This window comes from Paenibacillus polysaccharolyticus, assembly GCF_023714295.1.
GTDB lineage: Bacteria > Bacillota > Bacilli > Paenibacillales > Paenibacillaceae > Paenibacillus > Paenibacillus polysaccharolyticus_A.
The window spans coordinates 1-18,988 of the sequence record NZ_JAMAUN010000005.1 but is presented as its reverse complement, the minus strand read 5'-3'; the positions used below and the strand labels follow the sequence as shown (position 1 = coordinate 18,988).

Below are 18,988 nucleotides of genomic sequence, written 5' to 3'. Positions count from 1 at the left end.
ATCTCTATACTAACCTATACCTTAGAATGCTGGAATGGCGATATCTGCGTAGTTCTTTTCGAAAAAGGCTTTCACTTCAGGACCAGCCATACGTTTAGCCAGCTTCTGGATGGCTTCGGAGTCTTTGTTATCCTCACGAGCTACCAACGTGATTGCAAAATGGGAATCGTCCTTCTCAGTCAGCAACGCATCCTTCTTAGGTGTCAGACCGAGCGGGCTCGCATAGGCAGGAGTCATAGCTACCAAATCTGCATCATCCATCATACGGGCAAGCATCAGCAAATCCACTTCTTTGAACTTGAAGTTCTTTTTATTCTCAGTGATATCCGCTTGCGTGGCGTTAAAGCCCACTCCTTCTTTGAGTTTGATCAGACCATTTTGCTCCATCATAACGAGGGAGCGCCCGATGTTGGAAGGATCGTTAGCAATCGCAACCGTTGCACCTTCCGGCAATTCATCAATGGATTTGTAGGTTTTGGAGTATCCGCCATAGATCGCGTTGTAGATGGGCTGCACAGGAACCAGGGTCGCATTGTTCGCCTCGTTGTATTGTTTCATGTACGGCACATGTTGGAAGAAGTTCGCGTCCACTTCTTTGTTCGCCAGCGCTGTATTCGGCTGTACGTTATCTGACAGCACCACAACCTCCAAGTTTACGCCATCTTCTTTAAGGAGCGGTTTAACGATATCCAGTACATCCGTCATTGGCGGAATCAATGTCGCTACCTTTAGTGTAACTTCCTGTCCGGCTTGTGCTTCTGACTTCGCCCCCTCATTAGCAGGCGTTTCTTCTTTTTTACCACAGGCGGATACAACGAGCATAACCGCGAGCAACATAAGCATTAATTTTGCTTTCATTGGATGTTTACCCCTTCTCTTTGTATTGTGTAGTCGTTTTTAGCACGTTCCTCAGGATCTGCGATCCAGCCAGCGAGACAGTCGGCTGCCCGTAAATTGAATGGTCTGTACCAGCACAATCATGATAACAATGGTAAATATCATAATTTCCGTTTCGAAGCGCTGGTAACCGTAACGAATAGCAAAATCACCAACACCGCCACCGCCCACAATCCCCATCACCGTAGAATAGGAAACAAAACTGATCGTTGCTGTGGTAAGTCCCAGAACAAGACCAGACCGTGCTTCCACATACAGGAATTTAACCACGAGTTGCACGGTTGATGCTCCCATAGAATAGGCCGCCTCGATGACTCCCTTAGGCACATCAAGTAGAGCCTGTTCGACCAGGCGGGCATAATAAGCAATAGCAATGACCGACAGAGGCACAGTTGCAGCTAACGTACCGATGGATGTACCTACAACCATCCGAGTAAACGGGATCATGAACACGACCAGCAGCAGGAATGGAAAGGAACGAATGATATTCACAAGACTGCCCAGAACCGTGAACAAGACTCGATTCTGGTATCGCTGCCCTTTACGAAACAGGTACAATAGCGTACCGAGAGGCAAACCGACCAGCACGGCTGCCGCGATAGAAATCCCCACCATTACAAATGTTTCACCAATGGCCTGCCAGATCTCATGCTGATATTTTAGCACCGACTCAGGTAACATCATGCCCGTCCTCCTGTTCCGCCAGAGGCTGGGGAGTGGTTCCCGTTTCCTTTACCGTTTCGTTTCCTTTTCCAACCAGAGTGCCGTCTACAAGCAGTGAGGTGAGGATATCCGGCTGTGGAACCGGGATACTGCGAACTTCCGATTCAGACAGGGTACGCACAATCTGCCCCTCTTTCATCACCGTAATACGGTGACATAATCGACGCGCCACTTCCATCTCATGGGTAACAACAACGATGGTTACGCCCATTGTCTCGTTTACATGGCGCAACACTTCCAATATTCCACCTGTTGTCTGCGGATCAAGTGAAGATGTTGGTTCGTCGCAGAGCAATACAGCTGGATGACTGGCAAGTGCTCTGGCAATAGCAACGCGCTGCTTCTGTCCTCCGCTCAGCTGTGCCGGATACTGGTTCGCTTTGTCCTCCAGGCCGACAAATCGCAGCACTTCCAAGCCTCGCTCTCGCCGCTGCACTCGAGATTTCCCCGCGAGTTCCAGCGGCATACTCACATTGGTCAGCACCGTGCGATTGCTGACCAGATTGAAATGCTGGAAAATCATACCGATGGATCTGCGTGCCTGACGCAAGTCTTGCTCGCTCATTCCGGTTAGTCGCTGACCATTGACGGTAACCTCTCCAGCATCAGGCTGTTCCAAACCGTTGAGCATCCGTAGCAAGGTCGACTTTCCTGCCCCGCTGGAACCAATAATGCCATGAATCTCACCTCTACCTATCTCAAGCGAGACGGATCGCAAGGCCTCAAATCCCTGATCCGCACGGGAACCGCGCTCGTTGAACCGTTTGCTCACACCATATAATGAAATCATGGAGATTCCTCCCGTGAATGATCATGTATGGTTCCTTCAAGTATCTCTCAAGAATCTTTCAAGAACACATGAAGAAAGCCCGCACAGCCGATAACCGGAGCGCGAGCAATCCTGTTCATTTATAATAAAACAACATGGCGGCCCAGACAAGCTTTTAAAAAGAGATATCTCCTTCCAGCTGATCAACTGGAAAGACACGGAAACGTCCGTTAGCTGATCCGACATACACTTTATCGTCGATTCGGTTGATCATGCCATTCTTCGCATCCCGATCCCGATGCTCTGGCGTACCCATGACGACATCATGCACACGTCCTAGTAGAGTACCGTCCTTTTTATCGATCACAAGCAAATCTTCATTTCGCGGAAGCAACAAACGATCTCCAATGATGAGGTAACTTCCCTGATTGGTCGAATATTGGTTTGCTCCAACAGATTCTTGTGCATCCCACCGTGTCTCCCCGGTATGGTAATCCACTGCAGCAGGATATCCATTTCTAATGACATACAGTTGATCCGCCTCTAGAAGTCCACGTTCAATTTTCGTATCAACCGTCCAGCGAATCTTGCCTGTATCTGGGTCAAATAAAGAGGTTGTATAATCTCCATAATCACCGTAACGATCTCCTTTTTGATTTTCACGAATCAGCACCATACCGTCATTCAGCACCTCCAACTGCTGACCTGGAAGGGCATGAAATTGAGATCGCTTCTTTCCAGAAGTCAGATCAAGTAACACCCATTGATCCTCCAGTAGCATCCAGCGCTCAAGAGGCCCTGAGCCAAACGGATCATAACGATAGATACCATCAAAATAAGGGTTGTTCTCGATAAAATCTGTATTGGATGATCCTGCCTCCACCTGCCAAACTGTTCGTCCCGTTAGAGGATCTGCGGCAACAAGCTGATTTTTCTCCTGATACAGAACATAAGGTTCGTCGGCACTCCGATTCATCAATTGATATCCTGTCGTTAATTTCTTAGTCCATAACCGTTTACCGGTTGAACTATTTAGCACATGAATCCATCCGTTACTGGAGCCTTGAGCCGCAGAGATATCTACAATAACTACGTTTCGGGCAGCTTTGATGCCGTTCACCCACACGATATCGTCGGCAGAATTGTTCTCGTTTGTACTTTTATTTGGCGTATCTTGTCCCTCAGGTTTATATTCCCATAAGATCCTTCCGTCTTTCAGGTTGAGATGGCGTATACGATCCAGATATTGTTTGCGGTCCGTGTCATAACTTGTATATAGTGTAACGGCATCCCGCTTGGTATTTAAAACCGCTTGAGCAGGGCCGTATCCGTTATGCACTCGCCAGAGCATTTTCCCTGTATGCCGATCCAGCGCGTAGTAGGAATCATCATAATGCATGCCACTAAACCCGCCATCGTCTCCCTTCATGAGGAGCACATCATCTGTACCCGCTTGTAAAAAGGTATAGTTCAGGTCCCCCTGGTTCACCCATTCCGGTTTCCAGGGTAGTGTTGGCGGGAGAGACTTCCCTGCTGCAACTTGAGTGATGTAACTAAACGTACCCATACGCTCGTAACTTCGGAGTTCTGCCTCGTTATTCTGACTCGCTGGCATATTCCAGCGAATCTCAGTTAGCTTGCCGTTGTTATTGAATGTTAACAATACATGTGCATCTTGCCGCTCATATCTCCAGGTCTGTCTAACCCGCATCGGATCACCTGGTTCATTCAGATTCCTGGACTGCTCTTTCCAATCCGGCTCCCCTAACCACTTGGCAACCTGCTTGGTGGTCGTCGTCTGATCCAGCTTGGTATCTACTAGATGGCGGATCATAGAGATTGGTAACGACGGCTCACTTACAAACCATCCATCTGAAACAGGCATTTGACGTTTGAGATCCTTCTTCTTGATCCAGAGCAGTGCATGATGATAACCTGTCCATTCCTTGCTCCAAATCCGGGGAGCAACGGAGACGCCTACCCAATCCTTCCACTCAGCCACGATGAGTGCCTTCTTCAATATCGCCTGGTCGGAAGGCCAAGTTATCGTGCTGTCCGGAGTGAGATATAATTTGCTGCCGGCACGAACAGTGAACGTATGAGGATCGGTTTTCGTTATGCTGTCACTCTGCTTAAGCGCATACCAGCCAGGAAGCCAGTAACTATCTTGCTGCTGGTTCTTGAGTTGCATCCACTCCCCCTGAACCCCAGTCAACGTATACTTTTCCTTCGGTATAGTAAGGTATGTAATCTTCATCTGATCTATCGCAGCGCGGTGATCCTTTCGGCCACTGAAAAGCGGTAAGCCCTCTCGGAGTATTATTCGTTCTCCCTTTTTATAGGGGATTTTGACGGAAATCTGCTCCGCTGGGAGCGATGATGATGAACCGGGCAACGGTATGTTGTTATAAATCGTATTGGAGACTTGAATTGGAGCATTCGTATCAGCTGCCTGTGTTGTTGAGACCTGAGCCTGTCCGCTCAACGCATCCGGTTGGGAATCTGGCTTCACACATCCTGTCAGCAATAGCACGGTTATTCCCGCTAAGGTAACGCACCGGGTATAACCCCATATGTTCTGATTAGGCTCCTTTTTCACACACATTCATCCCCCAATAGAAGTTATTTCCATATAAGACGCTCCCCATATCAAAAAGTTACCTGTTTCCCGAATGAATTTTGGAAAAATCATATCCTCCTACCCTATTGTATGTCCAACTTAACAACGTTTGTGCCTCCCTTAACGGAGCTTTATTTTACGTCCTCACTTAACAGTTTAATATACAGGAATTAGATTAATATTACGTTGATGTTCCATTAATATGCAACTTTTGGGATAATCAGTCCGTCTAATGATCTGAAAGGAGATTGATTATGAAAAACACAACACTATCACACAACTCAATTTGGAAGCAGAAAAAATGGAAGATGCTGCTGGCCGCCTCCATTCTTACCGCAGGAGTAACTCCTGCACTGTTCACGCCTACGGTGGCTGAAGCGGCTGCTACAACAAAACCTATGGCCTATATTAACAATATGCCTGCAGAATACGATGTGGTCATCCGCCAAGGCGTCACGTACATTGCCCTGACTGAACTGCAATTTCTCGGAGATTATACCTTCGGTTATGATAATAAGAGCAAACAAATCACCATCAAAACAAGCAGTGACCAATACGTGCTGACACCCAATAGCAAAACGATGAAAAAGAATGGACAAAATGCCTCCTTGTCCTCGACTCCAATCTTGGTCAAAGGGAAAGCTATGCTTCCACTTCGTGCCATTGGTGAGACGTTTGGCGCACAAGTACGCTGGAATCAGGCTGCCAAGGAAGCTTATATTTACACCACCAATGCTTCCGTAGTGAAGGACTACACCAGCTCCAATTTGACGGTAGCCCGTGAAGCAGCATTGCAGCTGCCACGGCTTTCAAGTCTCGGTCAACCGCGCCTGCAGGTGAAAAGTCCGCTTGGACCCGTGGATTCATCGACAGCTTATATTTTTGAGCAGGGTAAAAAGGATCGCTTCTTCATGATTGAGGACAATGATCTGGTCAGCTATTATATAATTACAAACGGCAACGCCATGCTGAAATGGCAGGCAAATCTGGCCAAGCAAGCCGGAACGATCGGTGATTTGTTCTTTATTAAAACGAAATCTGTGGCCGAAGCAGGAACACGTCCTTCTGTTGCAGGTAAAACACTCGTATCCTTCAAGTACTCCCGCATGCTGGAGGAAACCGCCTACGAGATATTGAACAAGGCTGGCTCTATTGCAAGTGGCTCTGTTGCTCCAGCCAAAGACAAGGTTATCGTTGAAGTGCCTGAGGAAAAATAGTGCATATCAACAAAAATGGGATGAGACAGCCAAAAGCTGCTCCATCCCGTTTTGTTATTTCCTTCGTTACCGCCTTGCCGGATACCCTTTTGCAGGCAGTACTAACATATCACTACACTACTTTGCACCCGCACGAATCAATATAGCTTCGATTTCCTTAAAGCCTTTTGCTCTGGCATGACGAAGGGGAGACACACCATCGCCATCAGCCAGATTAACATCAGCCCCATGATGAATGAGCAATTCAATGGTCTCCTGTTGCCGTTCATTGCCATCGTTTAGAATGATCGCCTCCAGCAATGCTGTCCATCCTAATTTATTCACATGGTTCACATCTACCGTGGTATTGGTCAGCAGCTCTCGAACCACGTCGACGTATCCATGCTCTGAAGCGGGGATGAGTGCTGTTCCTCCGTAACGGTTTGTGATAGCAGGGTCTGCTCCTGCCTGAATAGTCAGCTTCAAAATATCCAAATATCCTTCAGCACCCGCATATAAAAACGGACTATTCAACATGTCATCCTGCTGGTTAACATCCGCTCCTGCTTCAATCAGCTTTTGCACAGATGCGGTATCCTGATTGTACGTCGCAATCATCAAGGCCGTTCTTCCGTTCTGATCTTGAGCCTGAACATCCGCTCCCTCCTGAATGAGCTTTTCGATACTCCTGGTATCTTTTGCTTCAGCTGCACTGAATAACTGTTGATTTAGTGAGGCCATACGGCTTCCCTCCTTTGAGTTACTTTTTTCGTTAAGCATACAGCCTTGAACGAATAGCACACTGCTGATCAAGATGATCAGCATCAAGGATTTGTTCATGGGTTCTCCTTACTGTTGTACCACCGTTACCGATGATGCGACGCTCCAATCGCCAACCGGGTTCAGCATATAGTTTGTTCCGGAGATGAGTTTTTCCCCACTCGCAAGTTCAAATACACCTGCTGCCCCTTTCCGGCTCGAATATTTATACGTAGCTGTCAGGACTTGCCCAGCTGATGAGGTCAGGGTAACACTCCGTCCAGAGAATAGTTCATCTCCCGGATCTTGGGCAAGTGTCACTTCAACGGCACTATCACTTGCAACTCTGGCACTCTCAACGACTAATGATTCGAATGATTTCGCGGTAAACGAAGCTTGTTCAATATTGGCCCACTCGGAAGTCACGGTATAAGATACACCTGGTTTCAGAATCTGGCCTTCTGGCAATCGGAATTTGGGTTCTTGTCTGCCATCTGTCGATTGAGTAAAAGGTACATACTTGGCAATGATCGGCTCGCCATTTTCCGGCGTAACCGTAACTTGTCTTGCCTGCATGGACGAAATAATCTGATATGTTTTGCCGTCTGCCTGCTCCTGATCGTTCAGAATGAAAGCATTAGCCCCGCGACCAGCGCTGTATGCCGATATAATATAACCGTAATCCACTACTCCGTTTTCCTTTAAAGCTTCAATCTCAAACGTATCATTCGTGACCTGGCGCACTTGAGTCATATTTACTTTAACGTCACTGCCTTTGAATGAACCAGCATTTTGTCCTTTATATGTCAGAGTGTACGCTTCTCCGGCTTGTTGAACGGATGTCGGCACGATGTATGTAGCAACGGAGCCTGTTTTCAAACGAGGCATGTTGGTTAAGGTTAATCCACCGCTGAACGCAAAGTCTGTTCGGGATTTGGCAAACACTTCATCTTCTGCCGTAAGCGGCTTATCCAAAGTGATCACGAGCGTCATATTATTCAACGGTTTGATACTTTCAATGCGGACTTGATCCGAAGGAATAGCTTGATACGCCTTCTGCAACAACACTGCGGTCTCGCCCCGTGTTACAGAGCCTGTATCTTCATAGAAAGCACTCATCCAGTGATGTACGGACTTTACATCCCGTTTTAACGCTTTAGATACGACCTCTTCCAGCTCCGCATCCGTTACCAGGCTTTGAGGATGAAATTCGCCATCGACGGACTGCATGATGCCCATCTCCACTGCTTTCAGAGCATAGGGCGCATACCAAGCATTCGCTTGAACATCCGTTATCGTTGCTGCAATGTCTCCTGTCTTGTCCTGCAAATCAAATGTTCTATATATCAATGAAGCTAACTCTGCACGTGTGATCGCCCGAAGTTCACCCATCGATTGATCGCTATATCCGTGCATGATACCCAAACGGTTCAGTTCCTTGATGGCCGCCTGCACCTGTTGATTCGTAAGCTGTGTAGCCATAGCAGAGACAGAAGTCGTGAAACCGGCTGCCTGAGCTTGAGGTGTTGTGAATGGGAGTGTCGCTGTTCCCAATGCGGTTATGGTTAATAGTGCTACTAGTTTACGAGCTGTAAGATTCATGAAATGTTCTTCCCCTCTATAGGTAATTGCTGCATCTATCTATAGCGTAGGGGATAAAAAGAAACTCCAAAGGACAAATATATTAACAAAATATAAACTGCGTCGAATCTTTCTCTAAACTTATACGGTGAAACGATAACCCGCACCCCAGACTGTCTCGATGTATTCCGGATGTTTCGGGTCACTCTCCAGTTTCCCGCGCAGCTTGCGAACATGGACCGTCACCGTTGCAATATCGCCATTCGATTCCATGCCCCAGATTCGTTCAAACAGATCGGATTTGCTGAACACGCGGTTCGGATGACTCGCCAAAAATACAAGCAAGTCAAACTCTTTGGTGGTAATGCCCACCTCTTCTCCGTTCAAAAATACACGGCGTGATCCCTTGTCGATGTGAAGTCCGCGAATGTGAATTTCATCCTGTTCGGTTGGTCTGCTCTTGCCAAGCAATCTATCGTACCGGGTCAAGTGGGCCTTGGCTCTTGCGACCAGTTCGCTTGGGCTGAACGGCTTCGTAATAAAATCGTCGACACCGAGATTAAACGTGCGGATTTTATCGATCTCCTCTTTTTTCGCGGAAACGACAAGGATCGGTACTTCCTTCTCCTCACGAATGAGCCTGCATAATTCAAACCCGTCCATCCCTGGAAGCATCAAATCTACGATGACAAGTCGGTAGTTCTCGTCCAAAGCACGGCGCAAACCTTCATCCCCGTTATGACACAGCTCTACCGTAAATCCGTGGAGTTCGAAATAGTCCCGCTCCAATTCGGCAATAGTCGTTTCATCCTCAATGATCAGAATATCAGTCATGGCTTCTCCCCCTTTCATCTATGAGCCGTTTTAATTGGATATGGATGCTTGTGCCTTCACCCAGCTTACTTTCTGCCCAGATTATACCACCATGTCCAGCTACAATCTGGTGGGCAATAGCCAGCCCGAGGCCACTTCCGCCCGTAGACGAGTTGCGTGACTGCTCGGCTCGGTAGAAACGCTCAAATATATGCGGCAGATCTTCCTCGGATATGCCTTTCCCATTATCCTGGAATGTAATGGTATTCCACTCCTGACCGGCTTCAAGAATAATGCGGAGTCGTTTGTCGTCATCCTTCATATATTTCAGTGCATTCTCTACGATGTTAACTACTGTGCGTTGCAATTTATCGAGATCAACAGCGGATACCACGGAGCCTAAGGCTTCGTTATGCCAGTCCAATGATACGCCCTTATCCTCCAGATCATATCGCAATTCCTCAATGCTATCCTCTATAAAATCAACCAGATCTATCGGATTGAACACAAAGGGTTCCTGGTTCAAATCCAGTTTGGAGTATAGAAATAATTCGTCCACCAGTTTATCCATGCTAACCGCTTTGGAGTGAATGATGTTCACGTAAGCGTCCATCTTCTCCGGTGTGTTGGCTACCCCATCCCGAATTCCCTCAATATATCCCTTAATATTAGTAATCGGCGTACGAAGATCATGCGATATGTTGGAGATCAGCTCTCTGCGGTTAATCTCATCTTGCTGCCTTAGTTCATTGGAGTGCTGTAACTGATTCCGCATACTCTCAAATGCCTCACTAAGCTGTCCAACTTCGTCATTGGAGGACGGCTCAAGCTTGAAAGACAAATTACCGTTTTTGATCTGGTCGGCCGAACTTCGGAGCTGATGTAACGGCTGAATAAAACTGCGTGTGATCCAGCGGAACAAAAGCAGGTTAGCGATGATCAGGACACCAATCAACAGGAGAGACATCACAGGTAACAGCTTGCGCGTCAGTTCTGCAAAGGGACTTCTTTCCCGAATAACAAAGATGCTGCCCCGTTCTCCATCGGAATATTGAAAATCAAACTTGGCATACGCATAGAAACGCTCACCGATATTAAATGTGCTTCGAATCTGATTGTTGTTCAGATCATAGGCAGGAAGTGCCTGTCCAAGTCCAGGTTGATGGAATGTCCGTGATTCAAAGATCGGACTGTTCTCCCGTCTGACGTAGAGCCCGGATTTCTCGGCTCGAAGCTTCATATCAAATTCCCGGAGCAATACCTTGTCCTGCAGCTCGTCGGGATTACTTTTCGCCGTAAACTTCATCTCTTGAAAGATCGTCTCTCCCTGTTCCGTCAGTGGATTGATCTGATAATGGACTTTGTATATATCTCGAAAACTTTGCAAATCCCCTGTTGCGGCAATCGTATAGAGACTTGCTGTAAGCAAAATAAACAAGAGACTGATAACAAGCATACCCGTAAACGAAACTAGCATTTTGATGCGAATTGACATATGTATCCCCTCTTAACCATGCGATTGGTACAGTTAGTTTAGTGCACATGTTATCACAAGATGCTTCCTGTTGCCCATATGCAAATCAAATTGGCTGAATGTTGCCGTATGGCTATGAGCATAAAAAAAACAGGGTGAAGCAGCATTTGCTCTGCTCCACCCTGTATGGTGCATATGGCTTAATTGAATAAACAACATCCGCATTAAAACGATGAATGGTTAATACTGCGTATTACCGGACTGGCTCGTTTTACCCGAAGCAAATCCTTTGAACAGCGTTGGCACCTTGGAATAACGGGTATTCGTAATTTTGCCTTGGGAGCTGCTGCTGTCTGTGCGCATAATGGCATCTTTTACATTCGAGATGTTGGAATTATCAAGAGTCATGTTGACAGTGAATGTTGTGCCTCCATTTTGCCGCACCAGCTTGCCGATATCATCGGCACGGAAGTTTTTAATGTTAATTGTGCCTGCCGCATTGATCTGGAACACTTTATCATAAGCCTTGTATGCCGCACCGCCTGTGATGTTCACCGTTCCTGACGATTTCAACGTCAACGCGTCCTCGCCCACATCCTGCCATACCACATTCGAAATATTACAGTTACCATAACAATGTACACCGTCTGCCGCTGGCGCACCAATGATGACATTTTTCAGTGTAGCGCCTGCTTCCAGCCGGAAGACCGGCTTCTGATTCTCTGCTTGAGAACCGTCACCCAAGGTGGATGGATTAGCCACAAAGGTTTTTCCCTGTCCATCATACGTCGTGCCCTTAGGTACAACAATCGTTGAGTTTACAACCGTTGGCGCAGCCGCTGCGGGTAATACACCAAATATGGAAGCGACCAGACCGGCGGACAACAACAGCGTTAACATTTTTTTCATCATCAACATCCTCCCTTAATATGAGTGAATTTGCCTCCAAGCACGCTAGCTTGTCTCACAAAACTGCAGAAGAGAACAACGCTCGGAACCTGTCCTAATCCTACAAAAAAAGGGATATTACAGGAATAATCCCGAGAACAGATTTACATTTTTTAGCATAAATCCAGATGGAAAGCCTTGTTATTTGAATATCGAATTTTTGATATGTACCGATATTAACTCGCAATATGCTGCTTTTACCTTTAAATCCCATAAAAAAAGGCCCTATCGTCTGATGGCAGACAATAGGGCCGTAGAACGTTTTATCTATACTTCAACAAGACAAGCCTGATTTCACTAGAAATTATCCTACAATGTGCCACACCGTCTCAAGCTCCCGCTCCAAAACGCTGGCGATATCCGCATTTGCGGCAAAGTTCTTCTACGGCTTCACGTTTGGAAAAACCGTACACCAGATTGTTTGCACGCTCTCCATCGACAATATCGGAAAAAGACTTCTCATGGATGTTACCAAGGTTGATGACACCTTCTCCATCCAGACAGCATGGAACCACGGTTCCATCGACAAGCACAGCTGCCTGACTGCGAAGTGCATGGCAGAAACCTTTCCCATCATCTTCAGGGGCATCGAGACTTGGCCATTGGAATTCATGATCCTGATTCAAATATACGTTAGGTGCGATTTTTACGCCGCTACCCGGAAGTACCTTTTCTTCAATCCGAAAGTCGAGATTAAATTCCCGTTCCAGCACCTCAAGCGTCTCCCGATTTCGATTCATCTGTGCATTGGTGAAGTTATCCTGTGTCAGATTCCATAATCGAAACGAAACAATGACATTGTGTTTCACCGCTTCACGTACAAAGGACAAAATGTTACGTAGGTATCCGTCACGATCCGTCGAACCTTCATGACCGTCGAAACTGTGCAGTGAGAAATTCATCTGTCTCAGTGCAGGTTTACCCAATAACTTATGCTGTGTCTTCGGCAGCAGCGTACCGTTGGTCGTAATGTTAACTTTAAATCCCTTGGCATGAGCCATATCCAGCAGCAAGTCAATTTTGGGATGAAGCAGCGGTTCCCCTTTGACGTGCAGGTAAATATGTTTCGTGTGTGGTTTGATCTGATCCAATATATTATTAAAGACTTCAGGGTCGATGAATCCTTTGGCTCGCTTCGTTTGCGGGCAAAAGCTGCATGCCAGATTACAGATGCTCGTAATTTCGATATATACTTTCTTAAACGTTTTCAACTCAGGGTCCCCATTCTGCCGGGAGGAACAACGGTCCTGCCCTCATTCGTAGTACGGCCATATGAGCCAATCCCCATTATATCGGGTTAACGAGCCAAGGTAAATCGTAATCAGAGGATCAGTACGAAAGTCCAGTATATTTTCACCGTAATTTCAGGACTCAACTGCCCTCCCTATTTACATTAAGCCAAGATGGATATATGCTGAGGACATAACTGCATATCTTGTATATTTGCACTGGGGGAGCCTTGCGGCTGAGACGAATACGACGATTCGGACCCTTTGAACCTGATCTGGATTATACCAGCGGAGGGAAGTGGAGCGGCTTTTATTGGCAGTAGGGGATCTCTATCCTAGATGGGGATCAACTTCAGTTCAAGCGTATAGCTCTGCTCATTTCTCCGGAAATGGGCGGGGCTTTTTTGTATTTCAGCTAGTCGTCTCGCTCATAACCATATCCATCATTTGAAAATAAGGAGGTCATTTGGATGTCTTATCTTGAACGTGTACGTTCACTCAATCCTTTGGTTCATAATATTACCAACCTTGTGGTTGCTCCTTTTACCGCAAATGGTCTGCTTGCCCTCGGAGCCTCTCCGTTTATGGCCTATGCTCATGAAGAAGTCGCTGATGTCGCTCGAATGGCTGGTGCGGTGGTTCTGAACATCGGCACATTGGATGAAAAGGTCGTTCAAGCGATACGTCTAGCCGGACAATCAGCCAATGCACATCATGTGTCTGTTGTCCTTGATCCTGTTGGTGCAGGAGCCACGACATATCGCACCGATACGGTACAGATGCTGGTTCGTGAGCTTCGTCTTACCGTATTAAGAGGCAATGTCGCCGAAGTGGCTCATGTCATTGGTGTGCCATGGAATATCAAAGGTGTGGACGCTGGGGTTGGCGAGGGTGATCGGATTAGCATTGCGGAGAAGGCCGCGCAACAGCTTGACTGTATTGTCGTTATTACGGGCAAGTACGACATTATTACAGACGGATATCATACTTTCCTCACAAGCAACGGACATGCATTGCTCACCCAAGTTACCGGGGCAGGCTGTCTGCTAAGCTCAGTCATTGGTGCTTTTGCTGCGATTGCCGAGCCGGGGCGCGACATGCTTAACAGTGTGGTGGAAGCTGTCTCAACCTACGGTGTAGCCGCTGAACAGGCTGCAGCACGAACGGCTCATCAGGGGCCAGGCAGCTTCCAGATTGAATTGTTAAATCAACTGGCGCAGATTACACCTTCGCTGTTCTCCGAGCATGCACAAATCCGTCAGATTCGTGGAGGTGTGTGATGAATATTGCTCAAGCGTTAACGATTGCCGGGTCTGATAACGGCGGCGGTGCAGGAATTCAGGCGGATCTCAAAACCTTTCAGGAACTTGGTGTATACGGCATGACGGTCATTACTGCAATCGCCGCGCAGAACACTACAGGGGTTCAAGGCGTGTTTCCGATTGATTACGACGGCATTGCCCAGCAACTTGATTCAACGGGAGTCGACTTTCAGCCGCGTGCCATCAAGACAGGTATGCTGTATAGTGCCGAGATTATTCGTCTTGTTGCGGCAAAATGTCAGCAATACGACTGGTCAAATCTGGTTATTGATCCCGTGATGGTTGCCAAAGGAGGTGCACCTCTGCTCCAGCAGGAGGCTGTGCAATCACTTGTGGAAGATCTGCTGCCTCTTGCTTTGGTTATCACACCTAACATTCCGGAAGCTGAACTACTTATCGGGAGTTCGATTCGGAACCTGAGTGAGCGCGAGGAAGCCGCAAAGCAATTGGTGCAGATGGGTTCAACATATGCCTTGATTAAAGGAGGACATGATACGGGCAGCGGTACGGTTATCGATGTCCTGTATGACGGGCATTCCTTTCATTATTTGGAGAACCTTCGTGTTATGACACGCCATACCCATGGAACCGGCTGCACGTTCTCTGCTGCCATTACGGCGGAACTGGCGAAGGGTGCCTCTATTCTGGCTGCCGTTACGACCGCGCGAGCATTCATTCAGGCAGCCATTGAAGATGAGCTGGGGTTCGGGACCGGGCACGGGCCAACGAATCACTTTGCGTACCAGCGCAGACAGCGGGGTGAACGCTGATGCGTAGATGGGATGCGGAAGCGGTGCGCCGCGCGCTGCCGTTGTATTTGGTGATGGGTAGCGTCAATACGACGCGAGACCCGGTGGAGGTGCTCCGCCAGGCGATCACTGGCGGCATCACGCTGTTCCAGTTCCGCGAGAAGGGAACTGGTGCACTGGCAGGCGAAGCCCGCATAACGCTTGCGCTGCGGCTTCGTGAGGTGTGCAGCCAGCACGGGATACCGTTCATCGTGAACGATGATGTGGAGCTGGCTGTGGCGGTGGAGGCCGACGGTGTGCACGTCGGCCAGGAGGATGCGGACGCGGCGCTGGTACGCGCCCGCATCGGAGATGGGCGGATGCTGGGCGTATCCGCCCACTCCGCCCTTGAAGCCCGCCGTGCCGTGCAGGCGGGCGCAGACTATCTTGGCGTCGGGCCGATGTACCCGACGCGCTCCAAAGCGGATGCCCACGCTGTGCTGGGTCCCGCCGGGGTTGCGGAACTGCGCGCCGCAGGCATCGCAGTTCCGGTGGTCGGTATCGGCGGCATTACGCCCGATACCGCGGCCGCCGTGATGGCGGCTGGAGCCGACGGCGTAGCCGTCATCTCCGCCATCGCGGGCGCGGCCGATGTGCACGCAGCGACTGCACAGCTCGCTGCGATCACCCGCCGGGAGCAGGCATAGCCATGCTCCCTGCCCGATAATGCAATGGGTGCAGCCACTCGGTCTGCAGCCTTTGCATTCTTGTTTTATTCTTCGCCTCCTTTGCCTCGTTCTACAACCTATACATCCTCCTGATTCCTTTTTCATCCTTATCCTTCCGCAAACTGGTCATCCTGTAGCGCCCCATACCTCCTTCTGCTTCCTTTAAATCCTTTCGCCTTTCTCACCTTCTTCCCACCTTGCATCACGCACATATCGATCTCGTCCCCCTCCCTTCCATCCCAAACATATTTAATATATAAATCATTTCTGTTATAATGCTTCACATTTACAAATCATTATCTTTTAATTACTATGAATATAAAAGCATTTCCGAAAAATCACCTATAGAATAAAAGGAAGTGAGTTTATGGATCAGATCGATAGAAACATCCTGTTTCATATGGAAATCCAAGCCAGATTGTCCATGACCGAATTAGGAAAATTGGTCGGACTTTCACAGCCAGCCGTCACGGAACGTGTAAAACGACTGGAGGAAAGTGGTGTTATTGAAGGGTACCGCACCATCATTAATCCGCAAAAATTAGGAAAACAGAGTACATCCTATCTACTATTTCAGACTAGAGAATGCACTGCTTTCCTTGATTTCTGCCGTATGTCACCCGAAGTTGTAGAATGTTATCGCGTCAGTGGAGAACACAATTATTTATTGAAAGTCATGACAGATTCTATTGCAGATTTAGAGGCATTCGGAAATCAATGTGACAAATACGGAACCTATACTACACTTATCGCAATGTCCTCGCCTATTGCATCCAAAAACCTAATTGATGAACCCCAGTTCCTGATCTCAAAGGAATCCTAACCATTCATCTTTTCTATTTTAGATATCACCATTTCAAGGTGAACTAGGAAATCCTTGTTTTTTAGAGCACAACGTGATGAGAAGAGCGATAAACAACAATATCACCAAGGAACCCGGCAGGAATCTAGCTCCGCTCCAATGAAGCAGGATAGCACCGACCATACCTCCCGCACCGATCCCTAGATTCCATGCCGTTACCAACATCGATTGGGATATCGGCACTGCGGCCTCCTGCATGTGCAATAGCTGTTTGGAGTAACGTTGCCGCTCCGCCAAAGGTCAATCCCCATGCAATCACCCCTATAATGATAACAGCCGGCTGATTGCTCCAGATTGCCATCGCCGCTGAGGCAAAAGCAAATATCGCAACACTTAATAGCACCAGTATCCTTAAGTAGCGATCAATCAGCAGTCCAATAATCCAAATACCCACCACTGAAGTTACGCCAAATAGGAGTAAAATCAGATCAACTCTATGGGCCAGTGCTGTATTTTCCAGAAAAGGAGAAATGTAAGTATACAAAATATTATGAGCTAACACCCAGGCAAGCACCACAAATAAAATAGGCCGGATTCCAGGAAGAAACAGGATTTTATGCAGTGAGAGTTGATTCTGCTTGACCTCGCCTTCATAATCTGGAACTTTCCAGAACACCCATACGATAAGCGCGAGCGTCAATATAGATATCGTTCCAAAGATTAAACGCCAGCCTACATACGTCCCCAAAAAAGTACCGATCGGAACACCAAGCGCTAATGCCAAAGGTGTACCTGCCATAGCAACGGCTATAGCTTTTCCTTTTAGTGGGTCGGGCACCATGCGACGTGCATATCCAGCGGTCATTCCCCATAACACCCCCGCTGCTACTCCTGCACAAAAACGCGCAATCAACGTTACAACATATACCGAAGATACGGCAGTCACCGTGTTAAATAGAAGAAAGCCAATAATACATAACAACAAGAGAGGTCTACGCCTCCACCCGCGTGTTGCCACAGTCAGCGGAATTGCAGCTGCCAGAGAGCCTGCAGCATACAACGTAACAAGTTGTCCGGCTTTTGCCTGCGTTATGCCAAGACCAAAGGCAATCTGAGGGAGTAGTCCAGCTGGTAGGCTTTCAGTCAGTATGCAGATAAATCCTGCCATAGCTAACGCTAGCAGAGCCGCCCATGGAAGACTTTGTTTTTGGGCATATGTATCATCTTTAATGGAATACATCTCGTTTGAAATCACAATGAAAGCTCCTTTACTCTGTATTTTGGATAGCTCGAATGTTCACTTGCTATCTTTAATAAGCTTACAGAAATGAGCAGGGGTTTTGCATACAGCATTAAAGGTACTTAAGCATGTTAACGAAGAAAAACCTTATTTTTCACAAGCTTTGCTTGGAATTCCTATGATCCTCCACCATCACATAATTAACATATTGACTCTCACGTAACGTGACATTGTACAATTCATGTTGTAAGGAGGTTCCACCCATGGCCATGAAAGTAAAAGAAGTCTCCGAACTTGCTTCGATCAGTGTGCGCACACTGCATCACTATGACGAGATCGGGCTGCTTGTTCCAGATGAGATCACTCCTGCCGGATATCGATTGTATTCGGATGTCAATCTGGAACGACTCCAGCAGATTTTATTTTTCAAAGAACTCGGCTTCTCGCTGAAAGAAATCAAAAACATTTTAGATGATCCTGCCTTTGATGCGGAGGAAGCATTGCATATGCACAAACTCATTTTGCTGGAGAAACGCCAGCGTCTGGATCAAATGATTACCACCATTGATAGAACCGTACTACATCTGAGAGGAGAGATTGAAATGACCCCTAAAGAACAATTTCAGGGCTTTGATTTTAGTCAAAATCCGTACGAACAGGAAGCACGTCAACGCTGGGGTGACAACGCCGTCAATGAGACGAACCAGAAATTAAATGACCCGCCGGCTGGCAAACAGAAAGAACTGTCTGATCAGATGAATGATGTCTTCAGAAGATTGGCGGCCATTCGCCACACAGCACCCGAATCTGCCGAAGCACAGGCCGAGATTAAACAGTGGTACATGGTTCTGAATCAATTGGGGAGCTATTCTCCAGAAGCTTTCAAAGCTCTTGGCCAAATGTATGTAGATGACGAACGTTTCACGCGGAATATCGATCAGTTTGGAGAGGGGCTAGCACCATTTATGTGTAATGCCATGGCTGTTTTCGCCGATCAAAATCAATGACTTCAAAAAGGACGTAACGCCTAAGTAAAATGTACCCTATAAGATGGACACTTAAAAAAGGTCATCTTGTAGGGTCTTTTTTGTGTACAATGAATAAAAAACGAGCGGTGGTCAAGCAAATGTCAAAAAAACACTTTACATTGCAAGAGCAA

At 47.4% G+C, this 18,988-nt stretch carries 16 protein-coding genes, 1 pseudogene and 1 riboswitch; of the genes and pseudogenes, 6 read left to right on the top strand and 11 right to left on the bottom strand.

Annotated elements, in window-relative coordinates:
- Positions 1–21 precede the first annotated feature (21 nt).
- From M3629_RS14440 to M3629_RS28670, 4 genes are all read right to left on the bottom strand, one after another.
- Positions 22–858, bottom strand: coding sequence for a MetQ/NlpA family ABC transporter substrate-binding protein (locus tag M3629_RS14440; protein ID WP_251507494.1), 837 nt, complete (start codon positions 856–858; stop codon positions 22–24).
- Positions 859–909: 51 nt separating this feature from the next.
- Entirely contained in the window at positions 910–1,581 is a 672-nt protein-coding gene (locus M3629_RS14435) for a methionine ABC transporter permease (RefSeq protein ID WP_251507493.1), read from the bottom strand.
- On the bottom strand, positions 1,568–2,410 hold the full coding sequence (locus M3629_RS14430; protein ID WP_251507491.1) for a methionine ABC transporter ATP-binding protein: 843 nt from the start codon (positions 2,408–2,410) through the stop codon (positions 1,568–1,570). Before M3629_RS14430 ends, M3629_RS14435 begins: the two co-directional genes overlap by 14 nt.
- Before the next feature lie 154 nt (positions 2,411–2,564).
- Positions 2,565–4,988 (bottom strand): PQQ-binding-like beta-propeller repeat protein, encoded by a 2,424-nt coding sequence (locus M3629_RS28670; protein WP_251507489.1) that lies wholly within the window; start codon positions 4,986–4,988, stop codon positions 2,565–2,567.
- A 275-nt stretch (positions 4,989–5,263) separates the two neighbouring features.
- Between M3629_RS28670 and M3629_RS14420 the strand changes: the two genes are divergently transcribed.
- A complete protein-coding gene (locus M3629_RS14420) occupies positions 5,264–6,226 on the top strand; it encodes a copper amine oxidase N-terminal domain-containing protein (protein WP_251507487.1) in 963 nt (320 codons plus the stop codon).
- Between the two features lie 117 nt (positions 6,227–6,343).
- On the opposite strand, the gene M3629_RS14415 is transcribed toward M3629_RS14420, so the two are convergent.
- The 6 genes from M3629_RS14415 to M3629_RS14390 form a co-directional block, all read right to left on the bottom strand.
- The gene (locus tag M3629_RS14415) at positions 6,344–7,045 is read right to left on the bottom strand and encodes an ankyrin repeat domain-containing protein (RefSeq protein ID WP_435368229.1); all 702 of its coding nucleotides are present in this window, start codon (positions 7,043–7,045) and stop codon (positions 6,344–6,346) included.
- A 9-nt stretch (positions 7,046–7,054) separates the two neighbouring features.
- Positions 7,055–8,566: an S-layer homology domain-containing protein gene (locus M3629_RS14410; RefSeq protein ID WP_251507485.1), complete on the bottom strand. Its 1,512-nt coding sequence runs from the start codon at positions 8,564–8,566 to the stop codon at positions 7,055–7,057.
- A gap of 120 nt (positions 8,567–8,686) precedes the next feature.
- Positions 8,687–9,379 carry a response regulator transcription factor gene (locus tag M3629_RS14405; RefSeq protein ID WP_251507483.1) on the bottom strand — a complete coding sequence of 231 codons (693 nt, stop codon included), beginning with the start codon at positions 9,377–9,379 and terminating at the stop codon, positions 8,687–8,689.
- The gene (locus M3629_RS14400) at positions 9,372–10,853 is read right to left on the bottom strand and encodes a sensor histidine kinase (RefSeq protein WP_251507481.1); all 1,482 of its coding nucleotides are present in this window, start codon (positions 10,851–10,853) and stop codon (positions 9,372–9,374) included. Before M3629_RS14400 ends, M3629_RS14405 begins: the two co-directional genes overlap by 8 nt.
- A gap of 219 nt (positions 10,854–11,072) precedes the next feature.
- On the bottom strand, positions 11,073–11,741 hold the full coding sequence (locus M3629_RS14395) for a pectate lyase (RefSeq protein ID WP_145415114.1): 669 nt from the start codon (positions 11,739–11,741) through the stop codon (positions 11,073–11,075).
- 368 nt (positions 11,742–12,109) lie between these two features.
- Positions 12,110–12,991, bottom strand: coding sequence for a radical SAM/SPASM domain-containing protein (locus M3629_RS14390; RefSeq protein ID WP_251507479.1), 882 nt, complete (start codon positions 12,989–12,991; stop codon positions 12,110–12,112).
- Positions 12,992–13,220: 229 nt separating this feature from the next.
- Positions 13,221–13,323: riboswitch (TPP riboswitch) on the top strand.
- Positions 13,324–13,479: 156 nt separating this feature from the next.
- Between M3629_RS14390 and thiM the strand changes: the two genes are divergently transcribed.
- The 4 genes from thiM (at position 13,480) to M3629_RS14370 (ending at position 16,610) form a co-directional block, all read left to right on the top strand.
- Positions 13,480–14,289: a hydroxyethylthiazole kinase gene (gene thiM, locus M3629_RS14385; RefSeq protein WP_251507477.1), complete on the top strand. Its 810-nt coding sequence runs from the start codon at positions 13,480–13,482 to the stop codon at positions 14,287–14,289.
- Positions 14,289–15,101: a bifunctional hydroxymethylpyrimidine kinase/phosphomethylpyrimidine kinase gene (gene thiD, locus M3629_RS14380; protein WP_251507475.1), complete on the top strand. Its 813-nt coding sequence runs from the start codon at positions 14,289–14,291 to the stop codon at positions 15,099–15,101. Before thiM ends, thiD begins: the two co-directional genes overlap by 1 nt.
- The gene (thiE, locus tag M3629_RS14375; protein WP_251507473.1) at positions 15,101–15,766 is read left to right on the top strand and encodes a thiamine phosphate synthase; all 666 of its coding nucleotides are present in this window, start codon (positions 15,101–15,103) and stop codon (positions 15,764–15,766) included. Before thiD ends, thiE begins: the two co-directional genes overlap by 1 nt.
- Positions 15,767–16,154: 388 nt before the next feature.
- On the top strand, positions 16,155–16,610 hold the full coding sequence (locus M3629_RS14370; protein ID WP_251507471.1) for an Lrp/AsnC family transcriptional regulator: 456 nt from the start codon (positions 16,155–16,157) through the stop codon (positions 16,608–16,610).
- A gap of 33 nt (positions 16,611–16,643) precedes the next feature.
- Here the strand turns inward: M3629_RS14370 and M3629_RS14365 are convergent.
- Positions 16,644–17,829, bottom strand: a pseudogene (locus tag M3629_RS14365) (MFS transporter).
- Between the two features lie 263 nt (positions 17,830–18,092).
- Here M3629_RS14365 and M3629_RS14360 point away from each other — a divergent pair.
- A complete protein-coding gene (locus M3629_RS14360; protein ID WP_251507469.1) occupies positions 18,093–18,836 on the top strand; it encodes a MerR family transcriptional regulator in 744 nt (247 codons plus the stop codon).
- Positions 18,837–18,988 lie beyond the last annotated feature (152 nt).

Coding starts and splice junctions, on each gene's coding strand:
- M3629_RS14440 (WP_251507494.1), bottom strand. CDS start 858: ATGAAAGCAAAATTAATGCTTATGTTGCTCGCGGTTATGCTCGTTGTA.
- thiE (WP_251507473.1), top strand. CDS start 15,101: ATGCGTAGATGGGATGCGGAAGCGGTGCGCCGCGCGCTGCCGTTGTAT.
- M3629_RS14410 (WP_251507485.1), bottom strand. CDS start 8,566: ATGAATCTTACAGCTCGTAAACTAGTAGCACTATTAACCATAACCGCA.
- M3629_RS14415 (WP_435368229.1), bottom strand. CDS start 7,045: ATGAACAAATCCTTGATGCTGATCATCTTGATCAGCAGTGTGCTATTC.
- M3629_RS14430 (WP_251507491.1), bottom strand. CDS start 2,410: ATGATTTCATTATATGGTGTGAGCAAACGGTTCAACGAGCGCGGTTCC.
- thiD (WP_251507475.1), top strand. CDS start 14,289: ATGAATATTGCTCAAGCGTTAACGATTGCCGGGTCTGATAACGGCGGC.
- thiM (WP_251507477.1), top strand. CDS start 13,480: ATGTCTTATCTTGAACGTGTACGTTCACTCAATCCTTTGGTTCATAAT.
- M3629_RS14435 (WP_251507493.1), bottom strand. CDS start 1,581: ATGATGTTACCTGAGTCGGTGCTAAAATATCAGCATGAGATCTGGCAG.
- M3629_RS14395 (WP_145415114.1), bottom strand. CDS start 11,741: ATGAAAAAAATGTTAACGCTGTTGTTGTCCGCCGGTCTGGTCGCTTCC.
- M3629_RS14370 (WP_251507471.1), top strand. CDS start 16,155: ATGGATCAGATCGATAGAAACATCCTGTTTCATATGGAAATCCAAGCC.
- M3629_RS14405 (WP_251507483.1), bottom strand. CDS start 9,379: ATGACTGATATTCTGATCATTGAGGATGAAACGACTATTGCCGAATTG.
- M3629_RS14400 (WP_251507481.1), bottom strand. CDS start 10,853: ATGTCAATTCGCATCAAAATGCTAGTTTCGTTTACGGGTATGCTTGTT.
- M3629_RS14360 (WP_251507469.1), top strand. CDS start 18,093: ATGGCCATGAAAGTAAAAGAAGTCTCCGAACTTGCTTCGATCAGTGTG.
- M3629_RS14420 (WP_251507487.1), top strand. CDS start 5,264: ATGAAAAACACAACACTATCACACAACTCAATTTGGAAGCAGAAAAAA.